Consider the following 12,921-nt stretch of genomic DNA (forward strand, 5'->3'; position numbering starts at 1 on the left):
TTTTTTTATAATTTCTCTTGAATAAAATTTGTCATTAATGTGTACAAATGAAGTCTGGTATTTCCGCCGTAAATACCGTGGTTTTTGTCTGGATAAATTCGCCAGTCAAACTGTTTGTTAGCTTGTACCAAAGCTTCTATCAATTGCATGGTATTTTGCACATGAACATTGTCATCCGCACTTCCATGAACAAGTAAATAATTGCCTTTATCAAACTCGTCTACGTGAGTAATTGGTGAGTTTTCATCATAACCACTTGGATTTTCTTGAGGCGTCGTCATGTAACGTTCAGTATAAATAGTATCGTAAAAACGCCAGCTTGTTACCGGTGCAACGGCAATTGCAGTTTTGAAAACATCATTGGCTTGGAAAATAGCATTGGAAGCCATATAACCACCAAAACTCCAGCCCCAAATTCCGATTCTGTCAGCATCTACATAATCTCTTTCGCCAAGTAATTTTGCTGCTGAAATTTGATCTTCAAGCTCGTATTTTCCTAACTCTTTTTGAGTCACTTTTTTGAAATCTCTGCCTTTAAAACCAGTTCCTCTACCATCAACACAAGCTACAATATAGCCTTGTTGCGCAAGCATTTGGTACCAATAATCATTAATGCTAAAAAAGCTATTAGAGACAGATTGCGATCCTGGACCAGAATATTGAAACATCAACATAGGGTAAGATTTTTCTGGATCAAAATCTGTAGGTTTAAACATCCACATATTTAGTGAATTTCCATTGACCTCTATCGTAGATAATTCTTTATCAGAAGTTTCGTATTTTTCTAATTTCTCTGATAAAGCTGAATTGTCTTTTATTTTTCTAACCAATTTTCCATTCTTGGCTTTGTGAAGTGTGTAAATATTTGGCGTGTTAACGCTGCTGTAAGTATTCACAAAATAGGTAAAATCTGCACTGAAATCAGCGCGATTTGTTCCTGTTTTTGAAGTCAACCTAATTTTGTTTTTTCCATTTGCCAAAATTGAATACACATCGCGATTTACGCTTCCGTTTTCTGTGCTTTGGAAATAAATCCTTCCAGACTGGTCATCAAAACCGTAATAATTGGTGACTTCCCAATTCCCGTCCGTCACTTGATGAATGAGTTCTCCATTTTCATCATAATGGTAAATGTGTTTCCAGCCATCTTTTTCACTTGTCCAAATAAAACTGTTGTTATTCAAAAATGTCAAATCATCAGTTACATCCACATAAGCTTCGTCTACATCTTCTAAAACCAGTTTTGCTTTGTTGTTTTCTGTATTGACAAAATGCAATTTCAACCTGTTTTGGAGTCGGTTTGTCGTTTGTACACTTAAAAGATTATTTCTGGAAGTCCATTTCAATCTTGGGATATACTCATAATCTCCCAAATCTATGTCTGAAGTCGATTTATTTTTGAAATCATACAAATGAAGTGAAACTTCTGCATTCATTTCACCAGCTTTTGGGTATTTAAAAACATCTTGTTCTGGATACAAATCATTACCATAAGTTCCATAAACATCCATAGAAAATTCAGGAACTTTTCTTTCATCAAACCTCAAAAAAGCAAGTTTGTCTCCTTCTAAGCTCCATTCAAAAGCCCTAACAAAAGCGAATTCTTCTTCATAAACCCAATCTGTCAAACCATTGATGATTTTATTTTTTTTACCGTCAAAAGTGACTTGCAAAGTTGAATTTTCGTCTAAATCTTTCACGAAAATATTATTGTTTTTTACAAAAGCCACTTGATTGCCTTGTGGAGAAAACTGTGGCGACTGAATCTTTTCTGAATCAATTTGAATCAATTTTTTACTATTCAAATCATAAACAAAATAAATTCCACGAGTAGAACGTCTATAAATAGATTCAATATCAACACCTAAAATAGCTTTGGATTCGTCTGCACTCAGTTCAAAAGTTTCAAAAAAACGAAGCTCATCAATATTTGAGCTATTGATTAGCGTGCCCGTTTTATTTCCAGTTTCATAGCTGAAAATATCAACACGCATTTCTTGCTTACTTCTATCATAATCTTGAACGATATATGATTCACCATTTTTCAAAGATTGCAAATTCTGCATTTGCTCTTGCCGAAACTCGCCGCTCCAGATTTCTTCTAAGGTAAATTGCTTATTCTGAGCGGTTAAAAGCCCTGCGTTAATTAATAAAAATGTAAAAAAAAGCTGTAATTTCTTTCGATTTTTCATGAACTTATTTTTGAAGTTCAATTTTACTAAAAAAACATTAAATTTCGGTTAACATTTGTATTAAAACTGAAAATAAGATTTTTTGGCTTTTTCATGATTATCAATTACTCTTATAAATTTTCTAAATACATCTAGAACTTTAGAGCGAATTTTTTTCGAATTGTATCTTTGTAACTTGATTTTTAAAATTAAATAATGGCAAAGATTTCAGGATTTTCCAAGTTGACCAAAAATGAAAAAATAAGCTGGATTGCAGAGAATTATTTATCTGATCATCCACAAGCAATCGAAATTATCAAACAATATTGGAATGCTGATGACAAGCTTCAAAAACTCCATGATGAGTTTACAGAAAACACCATTTCCAATTACTATTTACCGCTTGGCGTGGCTCCAAATTTCAAAATTGATGGCAAATTTCATGTCATTCCTATGGCAATAGAAGAAAGTTCGGTCATTGCAGCTGCAAGCAAAGCCGCTAAATTTTGGGAAGAGCGCGGTGGTTTCAAAACTGAAGTTTTGAGCACAACTAAAGTTGGTCATGTTCATTTCAGTTTTTCAGGCAATAGTCAACATTTAGAAGATTTTTTTCAGAATAACAAAAATAAATTTTTTCAAGATGCTAAGTCACTGACCAAAAATATGGAAAAGCGGGGTGGCGGAATTTTAGATATAGAATTGGTTGACAAATCTAAATCTTTGGAAAACTATTACCAATTGCACTGCACTTTTGAAACCAAAGATGCCATGGGTGCTAATTTTATCAATTCTTGTTTGGAGCAGTTTGGTAAAACTTTGGAATCTGAAGCTCAAAATTTTGAAAAATTTAAAGTTGACGGTAAATTTCCAGAAGTCATCATGTGTATTTTATCCAACTATGTGCCAGAATGTTTGGTGCGGGCAGAAGTTTCTTGTCCAGTGACTCAACTTGGAGACAATGAAGCCGACTCTAAAAAATTTGTCGACAAATTTATCCAAGCTATAGAAATTGCTAAGTTAGAACCTTATCGTGCTGTAACGCACAACAAAGGCATTATGAATGGTGTGGATGCAGTCGTTTTAGCGACAGGAAACGATTTCCGAGCCGTAGAAGCTGGCGTTCATGCTTATGCTGCTAGAAGCGGTCAATATCGCAGTCTGACCGATGTGAAAGTTGAAAACGGTGAATTCAAATTTTGGATTGAACTTCCTTTGGCTCTTGGCACAATTGGTGGTTTGACGAGTTTGCATCCTTTGGTGAAATTATCACTTGCCATGCTTGGGAAACCTTCTGCTAAAGATTTGATGCGTTTTGTAGCCGTTGCTGGTTTAGCGCAAAACTTTGCTGCAGTTAATTCTTTGGTCACGACCGGTATTCAAAAAGGACACATGAAAATGCACTTAATGAATATTCTGAACCAATTTGAAGCCAACGCAGATGAACGTTCTGAAGCTGTAGAATATTTTAAAACTCATACAGTTAGTCATTCTGAAGTTATCAACCTTCTTGAAAAAATTCGAAGTTAATGCCTAAACAGCGGTTTTATAGTCACGGCAAATTACTAATCACCAGTGAATATTTGGTTTTGGATGGAGCTAAAGCTTTGGCTCTGCCTTGTAAGTTTGGACAAGATTTCACAGTTCAACCAAAACCTGGAAATTTCTCTACTTGGACAAGTTTTGATGAGCATGAAAAAATTTGGTTCTCTTCTGAATTCGATTTGAATCTTGTTTTGAATTCAAATCAAACTCCTAAAAACGAATTTGAATCTCGACTTTTTCAGATTTTTTCTGTTTTAGCAGAAATGAAACCAAAGTTGTTTTCAAAACAATATGATTTTAGAACCAAACTTGAATTTCCTAAAAATTGGGGTTTGGGAACATCATCAACTCTGATAAATAATTTAGCTGATTGGGCAGCTGTGAATCCTTATGAATTGCTCGCCAAAACTTTTGGTGGAAGCGGTTATGATATTGCGTGTGCAGGAAGTAATTCAGCATTGACTTTTCAATTGAAAAATAAAATTGCGTTTGTTCAAAATGTTGAATTTCCAGAAATTCTTAAACCATATATTTATTTCGTTCACTTGAATCAAAAACAAAATAGTCGCGAGGCTATTCAGAATTATCGACGACTGAAACTTGGAAATGTGTCGGATTTTATTTCAAAAGTAAATTCAATTACAAATGAAATTTCAATTTGTCAAGAAGTTTCCAGATTTCAAAATTTAGTATTGAAACACGAATCTTTATTGTCAGAGGTTCTTCAAATTGAAACTGTTCAACAACGACTTTTTTCAGATTTTTCTGGTGTGGTAAAAAGTCTAGGCGCTTGGGGCGGCGATTTTTTAATGGCAGTTTCAGAACATAATCCTGAAGAATATTTCAGAAATAAAGGTTTTTCAACAATTTTGGATTACGAAACTATGGTTCTGTAATTTATTACTTTTCATTAAAGACCAATAAAAAAGCCTTTTGAATAAACTTCAAAAGGCTTTTTTAGTATTCTAAATTTGATTTTTAGTAAATCAAATGGCGATTATCTTCAATTTCTCTGCTTTCTTTCAAAGCATCTATAACATTGCTATTTCTGCTATTGAGTGATTGAGTTCGTGTTTTTGTTTCTTCTTTAGCAACACCTCTGTATGAAGGTAATTCTGGGGCTTTATTTTTCTCAGTAAGTTTCAAAATGTAAACGCCTTTGTTGCCTTCAATAGGATTAGATTGTTCACCTACTTCTAATGCAAAAGCTGCTCCGACAACTTTTGGTTCTCTTCCGCCACCAGGAATTGTTGGGTTGCTCATATTTACAGCTGCTGCTGTTTGTTTTGAAACACCAAATTCTGTAGCGACTTCATCAAGATTCTTATCTCCAATTCTACCTATAATTTTCTCAGCACGTTTTTCATTTTTCAAAATAGGCGTTACTTTAGAAGATGCTTCTTCGGCAGTCTGGACGCCTTCCGCTATTTTGTTAGTTATTCTAGCAACTACATAGCCATTATCAATTTCGAAACTTTTAATATCTCCGACTTTAGTTTCTTCTTCGAACGCCCATCTTACGATTTGTCTTTGGCGACCAATGCCTGGAATGCTTTCGTCTAGCTTGTTGATGCCGCGGACTGGCTTTATTTCTTTGTCTGCAGTTTCAGCGGTTTCAGTGAAACCTTCATCTTTAGCAGAAAGTTCGAATTTGCTGGCTTCTCTGTATAAATTATTCAAAGTTTTTTCAGAAGGTTCTATAGATTTTGTAACTGTAGCAATTTTAACAGCATCTTTTGGTTCTGTTCTATCTTCGATGAAAACAACGTGAAATCCATAATCGGTTTCTACTAAGCCGTAATCATTAACTTTACCTTCTTCAAAAACGTAATCATTAAATTCTGGGACCAAAGCACCGTAATTGATCCAACCTAAATCACCGCCTTTGGTTGCGCTTTGCTTGTCGGAAGACATTTCTTCAGCAATTTCAGCGAATTTATCTGAATTTCCTTTTACAACATTCAAAATGCTGTCTGCAAGTTTTTCTGCTTCCTCTTTTGTTCTGGTCACTTCTGGATCTATTCTCGTTCCGTCGTAAGTGATTAAAATATGACTAGTTTTGACCGAGTCAGGTTTTTTTGTTCTTTCTAGAAGCTTAGTTATTTTCAACTGCTCATTTTCTTTGTACGGACCGTAAACGTCATTAACGTCAAGTTTCAAAATGTCTTGATCGAATTCACCTTTCATGTTGTATTCGAAGACATATTGATCTTTGTAAGGTGTTTCTGAATGAATAGCAACAAATTCTTCAACATTATCTGTTGTTTTGAAGTTAGTTTTGCCTTCAAACTCTTCACTTTCTGTGTCTTTAAGAAGATTTGAAATTGAAGCTTCAACTCTCATTTCATCTTCTTCAGATGGCTCTTCTTCAAAATACACGTATTCAAGATCTCTTTTTTCTTCTTGTTTGAATCTGTCCTTGTGTTGGCTGATGTATTGATTTATATCTGATTTAGAGATTTCAACATCATCCACTTGGTCAAATCCTACACGAACAAATTCAAAAGATAAATTATCGTTTTCTTGGTGGTAGATTTGCTCTCCTTCAAGTAAAGTTGCACTAATTCCAGCTTTTATCATATTGAAGTAAAGCTGGGATTTAGCCATAACTTCCATATTTTGTTCAAAATTGATCCATTGTTGATATTGTTGTGGATTTGTAACTTTAGCTTCAGCGATGAATTGTTTCAATTTTGCTTCGCTAAAAAATCCATTTTCATCGGAAAATCTAGGATCGCCAGCCAATTGGTCTGCCATGGCATCTGTAATTTGCTCTGCGCCAACTTCAAGACCGAGTTTATCATATTCCTGCTTAAGCAACATTTGCCTAAGTTTACCGTCCCAGGCTTGTTTAGCGGCTTGCATGGTTGTGACACGTCCTCTGTTTTGCTGAACGATATTTTCAACTTGTGCTGCAAATTCCTCTCTGGTAATTTCTTCATCTCCAACCACACCAATAGTGTTTGTGGTTTTGTCTGAAGTGAAGCCACCATTTTTGAATAAATCTGTAAGCACAAAAGCAAATAATGCTAGGGCGATGATTACAATAAGAAAAACTGTACGTTCTCTAATTTTACTAAGTATTGCCATTTTTGGGTATTTTATAAAATCTAGGGGGCGAAAATAAGATAATTACACCATATATTAAACCTTGGACTTTAAAATATTTTTAACGACTGATTTTGTAGTGCTAAGTTTACTGAAAATTAATCTTATATTTTGTAATTAACTAGTCATCAGATACTAAACGAACAGAGACCAAATCTATTTTTTTGTTTGAAGCTTCAAGAATTTCAATTTTGTAGTTCTCTATGTTGATTTCTGCGCCAACTTCTGGAATTTCTTCAGTGATATTTACAATCATTCCGCCTAAAGTCTCGTAATTCTCATTTTCTGGCAAATTGATTTTGTGTCGCTCGTTAATGTAATCAACATCCAAGCGGGCAGAAAATTTGAAAAAGTTTTCATTTATTTTTTCTTCAACTAGAACGACCGAGTCGTGTTCGTCTTCAATTTCTCCAAACAACTCTTCTACAATGTCTTCTAAAGTCATCATTCCACTCGTGCCACCATATTCATCCACAACCACAGCAATACTTTTTCGCTTTTTAATGAGTAAATTTAGGATTTCTTTGACCGGCATAGTTTCAGGCACAAAGACTACTGGCATCAGTATATTTTTGATGTTTTTTGGATTTCGGAACATTTCAAAAGAATGGACATACCCAATAATATCGTCGTTGGTTTCGCGATATACTAAAAGTTTAGAAAGTCCTGTATTGGTGAAAATTTCGATAAGATTTTCAGTTTTTTCATCTATGTCAACTGCCACGATTTCATTTCTAGGAATCATGACTTCTCTAGCTTTGACATCCGAAAACTGAAGTGCATTCTGGAAAATCTGAATTTCAGAATCTACATCATCATCGGCTTTTACGGTTTCCATTTGCTGATTAATGTAGTCGCCAAGCTCAACTTTACTGAAGTTTAATTGAACTTTATCACCTTCAATTTTAAAAATATTTTTAAGTATAATATCAGAAATCCAAATAACAAAACTTGAAATAAAACTGAATAAATAATAAAAAATGAAAGCGGGAATACTAAATAACTTCAATAAGTCATTTGCGTAAATTTGAAAAAAAACTTTAGGTAAAAATTCTGCAGTGAGTAATATGACTAAAGTAGAAATAAGTGTTTGAGTAAATAGACTTGCATCTTGAATAAGATAAGCTAAAAATTGACTTGAAGGTTGAAGACTTTCGAACCAACTCATGATGAGATCACCCATAAAAAATCCGTAAATGACTAGGGCGATATTGTTGCCGACCAACATAGTGGCAATAAACTTTGAGGGTTTTTTGGTTAGTATTTTCAGGATTTTACCAATGAAATCGCTTTGGTTTTTCTGAAGTTCAATGTGAACTTTATTTGACGAAATAAAAGCGATTTCCATCCCCGAAAAAAAAGCAGAGAGCAGAAGCATAATAATGATTATGAGAACTTCTGAACTCATTTGTTTTTATTTTTATCTTCGATTTTTTTTCTAAATTTTCTTTTGAAGAAAAACATAAAAATAGCAATGACCGCAAAAAATAAGTAAAGATAAGCTCTGCTTTCATTTTCTTGCCATGTACGAATACTTTCAATAATGAAAAACGCTGCAAAAGCTATGTAGGCAAATTCAAAATATTTATAATATTTCATTAGTCTTCTATGTATTGGGTTCCGATATTAGATATGGAATTGAATTTAGTGAATTTTTGATCAGTATCAAAGTGCTCTCCAATATTAGTTCCGCCATTTGGTAGTTTCAACTTATATTTATAATCAGTAAAGACCCACTCATTTTCTTGATCCCAATATAGTTGAGAACCCGTCATTATTGTGCTGTCTGAGGTAATTATTTTCACATTGCCACGTAAATCTACCAAATTTGTTTCATTATAAATAATGGCGTAGTCAGAAATTATGGTGTTTTTTGAAGAATCGGATTCAAAAAAATCGACTTCAATGCCATTTGGAAATTCTCTGAAAGGAAATTTTCTATTCGAATAGTCAAGCATTTCAGGGCTTCTCAAGTTGGCTTTCACTCGACCACTGTCTGTATAAAAAAGATTGATTTCGTATACTTTGGCTTGTGGTGCTAGGAAATCTTTTTCCATGTCTTTTACGTCTTTCAGATTGCCTTCACAAGCAAAAAGCATTGCTGCCAAAAAAGAGACAGCAATGCTATTTTTAAAAAATGTTTTGTTGAAAAACATATTATAGGTTTGGCACAACAACGCTTTCGCCAATCCAGCAGTTAGAGTATGTTATTTTTTTGCCTTTGGCATCCTCTTGGAAAATATCAGATTTTTGAGGCGCTCGACCGTTATAGCTTTCAACCGTTGCATCAACAGTAGATTTCAAAGATGGATCTACACGTCCAGCTCTTTTAGCATAATCTGCAGCCAACCAATATACCGCTCTTTTGTCGAATGTACTATCGCCACAGTCATTGGCACTTTTCGCATACATTTCTGCTATCTTCAAATAAGCAATTCCTAAAGATGGCTTGTTAGTTAAAGCTTTTCGGTAATAATTTCTAGCTTGTGAATAACTACCTTGTGCTTTGTAAATGTTTGCAATTCTGTAGTAAATTCTTGACTTTCTGCCTTTATCTTTAGCAAGTTCACCAGCTTCATTTAAATAATTTAATGCTTTGGCTTTATCTCCTTCAGCTTGTGCAAGCTGACCAAGTGAGTAAGCTGAATTTGCAGAAGGCTCTATGTTATGTAAGGCTTCAGAAACTTTGAAAAATAAAGGATCATCGGTACAATCTTTAGCAGATAATCTAGCATTTGCATTTCTTAACCATTTGACATCGCTTTTCTTTTCTTCAAAATCCTTGTTATATAAAGGAATTAAATTGTCACAATCTGCCTTTGAACCCAAAAGAGAATTTACACTACTTTTAATTTTGGTGTAATTTCTAAGATAAATTTCAGAATTTTTCAATATTCTAGATTCACGAGAAGTCAATTCTTCTTGTTCTTCTTGTTTTTTGATTAAAGGTTCAGCTTCTGCAGCTTTATCGTTTTCCTGAGTTTCTATAAGTTCAATAACTTCGTCATACTTGTCGAATAAAAACTGGATATCTCTTTCGCCTGCGTCATTAAGATCGTTGGCAATTCTGAAATAGGCGTACAAGGCGACTGGTGAAGAGAAATTTTCTTTGTCCTCTTCTACGACTTTTTCAAAAGATTTCAGTCTTTCTTCAAGTGAGCCGATTTCATGCTTGTATTTAATCATAGCAATATCAGCAAGGATATCACCTTTTTTGGTGTCATTTGGAAAATATTCCAAACGCATTTTTTGATTATCAATGTATTCTTGAACTAGTTTTTGCTTCTCTTCTTCAGTTGAAGCAAGATCAATCATAGATTCAAGCATTTTTTCTCCACGCTGATAAATCAACAACTTTGCGTCAGGGCAGTTTTCAATTAGCTGTTGATATCTTGGATAAGCATCATCATAGTTTTCAACTTTTGCGCTTTCATTGAAAAGGCTAAGTGTTGCTGTACAATTCTGCGCCACAGCTACCTGGTAGCTGGCTAATAATCCTAAAAGTGTAAAAGCAATTTTAAACTTCATAATAATATTTGTATTTAATTATATTTAGATTTAATGAACCATTTGTCGTTAAATGAAAAACTTAAGAATACGCTGAAATAATTTTCTTGTACTAAATCATTATCAGTTGTACCTCTTTCGAAATACTCAACACCGAGGTTAGCATTTGTAAAAAGTCTTCCGGCAGGTAAACCTAGACCAAAAGATATGCCAAACTCGTTAATGTCTTCGCCACGATATTGCAAACCTGTTTCTTCGTAACGTAAACCTGCTCTAAAAACAATCCTTTTGAAATAACTCACAGGATCGTTGTATCTTGGTATAAAAAAACCGCCAAGTCTAAATGCACTCGCTTCTTTTTGAACCACTTCAGGTCCGAAATTATAAGCGATATTAGAAAAATTAGCTGCACCGTACTTTTCATATTCAGCACCAACAAACCATTTTCTGATTTGACCAATTCCCGCTCCAAAAGCAATCATTTCGGGTAAATCTACTTCCGTATTGGTAGGAGAGGCTTCGAATTCGTCGATAACAAATTCATCTCCGCTGTTAGTCACTTGCACAGTTGCCAACTCTCTGCGACTGTCTACATCCAAAGAGGACGCAGTTGTGTAGCGTAAAGAGCCGTGGAGTGTCAGTTTGTCGTTTATTTCATAGTCATAAAGCGCACCCAATTCAAAAGAGAAACCTTTTAAATCGGTGAAATTAAGTTCTCTAGAAGCGTACTGCACTTGATTCTGAAAAATTAAATTTTTATTTTCAATATCACCAAAATTATAATTTATCGTCCCACCAATTTTCAAATTCTTGATTGGTTCTCCGCCCACAGAGAAATATAAATTGGTTAATCCACCACGTCCGGAAAATTCAGAAACTTGATTTTCAGTTGAACTTTCTAACTGATAACCAACTGCCGAAACGGGTTTCAATCCTACGCCAACACCGAAATTTTTAAATGGCAAACCAATAGATAAATAATCTAAAGTTGTAAAGTTGACATCGTCAGATTGCGAATCACTTTCCAAAGTCACGCTATTTCTAGTTATTCCAGCAGTAAATGCAGTAAGTTTCAAATCTGCATAAGCTGCAGGATTTTTTAAGTTCAAATGAATACTGTCTGAAAGAATTCCAAGTCCACCCATCGACCTATTTTCAGCAGTTCCACGGAATGTATTGTTACCGATGCCTAAAAATGAATAAGGTGAAAACACACCTTCTTGGGCTTTCAATCCGCTGGTGCTGAGAACTAATGTTAAGATGATTAAGCTGAGACGTTTGATCATTAATTTATATTAAGTTGTAAAATTTTGTTTAAACCTTGTAATAAAAAATTTGAAGTGGCAAATATGCTATTTTTTATAGATGCTGACAACAATTGATAGTCGCCACCTGTTAAAATAACTGTTAAATCTTCATAATCAGCCAGATAATCTTCAATAAATCCATCAATTTCATATTGAATTGATTTTAAAACCCCAACTTCCATGGATTCTCGAGTAGTTTTACCTAAAAATCCAACATCTGCCGTAGCTTGTTTTATCAACGGCAAATTAGCAGTGAAATTATGCATGGCATTAAATCTCATTTGAATTCCTGGCGAAATGGCGCCCCCATGATAAATATTATTAGCATCCAGAAAGTCGTAAGTAATGCAAGTGCCGGCATCTATAATCAAAACATTTCGTGAAGGATAATATCCAGCTGCTGCAGTAGTTAGCGCAATCCGGTCAAGACCTAAAGTTTCTGGTGTCTTGTATCCGTTTTTGAAATTGATTTTACTTTCATGTGAAAAATGAATAACTTCAAGTTTTGATTCCAACTGTTCAACTAAACCTTGAGGAATGTCACCGGTTGCAGAAATTATGCTAAATTTTAAGTTTGGGTATTCATTGAGTAAATTTTGAAATTCAGTAGCGAAATCTTCAGGAGAAATTTTAGATTTAAAAATCAAATCGTCGTCATTGAAAACAGCGACTTTTATGAATGTGTTACCGATGTCAAGAATTAAATTCATAATCTCATTTGAAAAAAACAAAGATACAATATAAGAATAATTGAATTTTTATTTTGCAGAATTAAATAATGGTTTTATATTTGCACCCGCAATAAAAACTGGTGCCTTAGCTCAGTTGGTAGAGCAAAGGACTGAAAATCCTTGTGTCCCTGGTTCGATTCCTGGAGGCACCACCTTTTAAACCTCAGCTTTCATTAGTTGAGGTTTTTTTATTTTTGACGTATGCGATATTTATACATTATTTATAGTGGAGAATTAGATAAATATTACGTTGGCGAAACTCAGGATGTTGAAAAGCGATTGATGATGCATAACGAACATCATTTTAAAAAAGCTTTTACAAGAGTTGCTTGTGATTGGGAGTTGAAACTTGTTTTTGCATGCCAATCTAGGGAAGATGCATTGTTTTTAGAAAAGTTTATAAAACGGATTAAAAGCCGTAAATTTATACAAAGAGTAATCAACAACTCTGAAATTTTAGTAGATATTTTAAAAAAAAATAGTCACCTGGTTCCCCCGAGACTTCGGGGCTGGAGGCACCACCTTTTAAACCTCAACTTTCATTAGTTGAGGTTT

Annotated in this window: 11 protein-coding genes and 1 tRNA gene; 4 read left to right on the forward strand and 8 right to left on the reverse strand. The window is 34.2% G+C overall.

The window, feature by feature from the left end:
- Positions 1-5: 5 nt before the first annotated feature.
- Entirely contained in the window at positions 6-2,192 is a 2,187-nt protein-coding gene (locus EIG86_RS10280; RefSeq protein WP_127846086.1) for a S9 family peptidase, read from the reverse strand.
- A 195-nt stretch (positions 2,193-2,387) separates the two neighbouring features.
- Between EIG86_RS10280 and EIG86_RS10285 the strand changes: the two genes are divergently transcribed.
- Complete coding sequence (locus EIG86_RS10285; protein WP_127846087.1) at positions 2,388-3,698, forward strand: hydroxymethylglutaryl-CoA reductase, degradative; 1,311 nt, start codon at positions 2,388-2,390, stop codon at positions 3,696-3,698.
- A complete protein-coding gene (locus EIG86_RS10290) occupies positions 3,698-4,609 on the forward strand; it encodes a GYDIA family GHMP kinase (RefSeq protein WP_127846088.1) in 912 nt (303 codons plus the stop codon). Before EIG86_RS10285 ends, EIG86_RS10290 begins: the two co-directional genes overlap by 1 nt.
- An 82-nt stretch (positions 4,610-4,691) precedes the next feature.
- Here the strand turns inward: EIG86_RS10290 and EIG86_RS10295 are convergent, their stop codons facing one another.
- The 7 genes from EIG86_RS10295 to EIG86_RS10325 form a co-directional block, all read right to left on the reverse strand.
- Complete coding sequence (locus EIG86_RS10295) at positions 4,692-6,803, reverse strand: peptidylprolyl isomerase (RefSeq protein WP_127846089.1); 2,112 nt, start codon at positions 6,801-6,803, stop codon at positions 4,692-4,694.
- Between the two features lie 139 nt (positions 6,804-6,942).
- Positions 6,943-8,229: a hemolysin family protein gene (locus EIG86_RS10300; RefSeq protein ID WP_127846090.1), complete on the reverse strand. Its 1,287-nt coding sequence runs from the start codon at positions 8,227-8,229 to the stop codon at positions 6,943-6,945.
- The gene (locus EIG86_RS10305; protein ID WP_127846091.1) at positions 8,226-8,420 is read right to left on the reverse strand and encodes a hypothetical protein; all 195 of its coding nucleotides are present in this window, start codon (positions 8,418-8,420) and stop codon (positions 8,226-8,228) included. Before EIG86_RS10305 ends, EIG86_RS10300 begins: the two co-directional genes overlap by 4 nt.
- Positions 8,420-8,977 (reverse strand): LPS export ABC transporter periplasmic protein LptC, encoded by a 558-nt coding sequence (lptC, locus tag EIG86_RS10310; RefSeq protein ID WP_240032204.1) that lies wholly within the window; start codon positions 8,975-8,977, stop codon positions 8,420-8,422. Before lptC ends, EIG86_RS10305 begins: the two co-directional genes overlap by 1 nt.
- A gap of 1 nt (position 8,978) precedes the next feature.
- The gene (locus tag EIG86_RS10315; RefSeq protein ID WP_127846092.1) at positions 8,979-10,349 is read right to left on the reverse strand and encodes a tetratricopeptide repeat protein; all 1,371 of its coding nucleotides are present in this window, start codon (positions 10,347-10,349) and stop codon (positions 8,979-8,981) included.
- Positions 10,350-10,363: 14 nt separating this feature from the next.
- A complete protein-coding gene (locus EIG86_RS10320; protein WP_127846093.1) occupies positions 10,364-11,614 on the reverse strand; it encodes a lipid outer membrane transport protein FadL-like protein in 1,251 nt (416 codons plus the stop codon).
- Entirely contained in the window at positions 11,614-12,345 is a 732-nt protein-coding gene (locus EIG86_RS10325; RefSeq protein ID WP_127846094.1) for a type III pantothenate kinase, read from the reverse strand. The genes EIG86_RS10320 and EIG86_RS10325 overlap by 1 nt, the downstream gene beginning before the upstream one ends.
- 100 nt (positions 12,346-12,445) lie before the next feature.
- Here EIG86_RS10325 and EIG86_RS10330 point away from each other — a divergent pair.
- Positions 12,446-12,518 (forward strand) — tRNA-Phe (locus tag EIG86_RS10330).
- Between the two features lie 49 nt (positions 12,519-12,567).
- A complete protein-coding gene (locus EIG86_RS10335; RefSeq protein WP_127846095.1) occupies positions 12,568-12,912 on the forward strand; it encodes a GIY-YIG nuclease family protein in 345 nt (114 codons plus the stop codon).
- Positions 12,913-12,921 lie beyond the last annotated feature (9 nt).

Origin of the sequence: Psychroflexus aestuariivivens (assembly GCF_004010055.1) — a bacterium.
Taxonomy (GTDB): domain Bacteria; phylum Bacteroidota; class Bacteroidia; order Flavobacteriales; family Flavobacteriaceae; genus Psychroflexus; species Psychroflexus aestuariivivens.

What these genes read in the sequence shown, in the direction of transcription:
- EIG86_RS10305 (WP_127846091.1), bottom strand. Translation starts at nt 8,420, where the DNA reads ATGAAATATTATAAATATTTTGAATTTGCCTACATAGCTTTTGCAGCG.
- EIG86_RS10280 (WP_127846086.1), bottom strand. Translation starts at nt 2,192, where the DNA reads ATGAAAAATCGAAAGAAATTACAGCTTTTTTTTACATTTTTATTAATT.
- EIG86_RS10320 (WP_127846093.1), bottom strand. Translation starts at nt 11,614, where the DNA reads ATGATCAAACGTCTCAGCTTAATCATCTTAACATTAGTTCTCAGCACC.
- EIG86_RS10325 (WP_127846094.1), bottom strand. Translation starts at nt 12,345, where the DNA reads ATGAATTTAATTCTTGACATCGGTAACACATTCATAAAAGTCGCTGTT.
- EIG86_RS10285 (WP_127846087.1), top strand. Translation starts at nt 2,388, where the DNA reads ATGGCAAAGATTTCAGGATTTTCCAAGTTGACCAAAAATGAAAAAATA.
- EIG86_RS10315 (WP_127846092.1), bottom strand. Translation starts at nt 10,349, where the DNA reads ATGAAGTTTAAAATTGCTTTTACACTTTTAGGATTATTAGCCAGCTAC.
- EIG86_RS10290 (WP_127846088.1), top strand. Translation starts at nt 3,698, where the DNA reads ATGCCTAAACAGCGGTTTTATAGTCACGGCAAATTACTAATCACCAGT.
- lptC (WP_240032204.1), bottom strand. Translation starts at nt 8,977, where the DNA reads ATGTTTTTCAACAAAACATTTTTTAAAAATAGCATTGCTGTCTCTTTT.
- EIG86_RS10295 (WP_127846089.1), bottom strand. Translation starts at nt 6,803, where the DNA reads ATGGCAATACTTAGTAAAATTAGAGAACGTACAGTTTTTCTTATTGTA.
- EIG86_RS10300 (WP_127846090.1), bottom strand. Translation starts at nt 8,229, where the DNA reads ATGAGTTCAGAAGTTCTCATAATCATTATTATGCTTCTGCTCTCTGCT.
- EIG86_RS10335 (WP_127846095.1), top strand. Translation starts at nt 12,568, where the DNA reads ATGCGATATTTATACATTATTTATAGTGGAGAATTAGATAAATATTAC.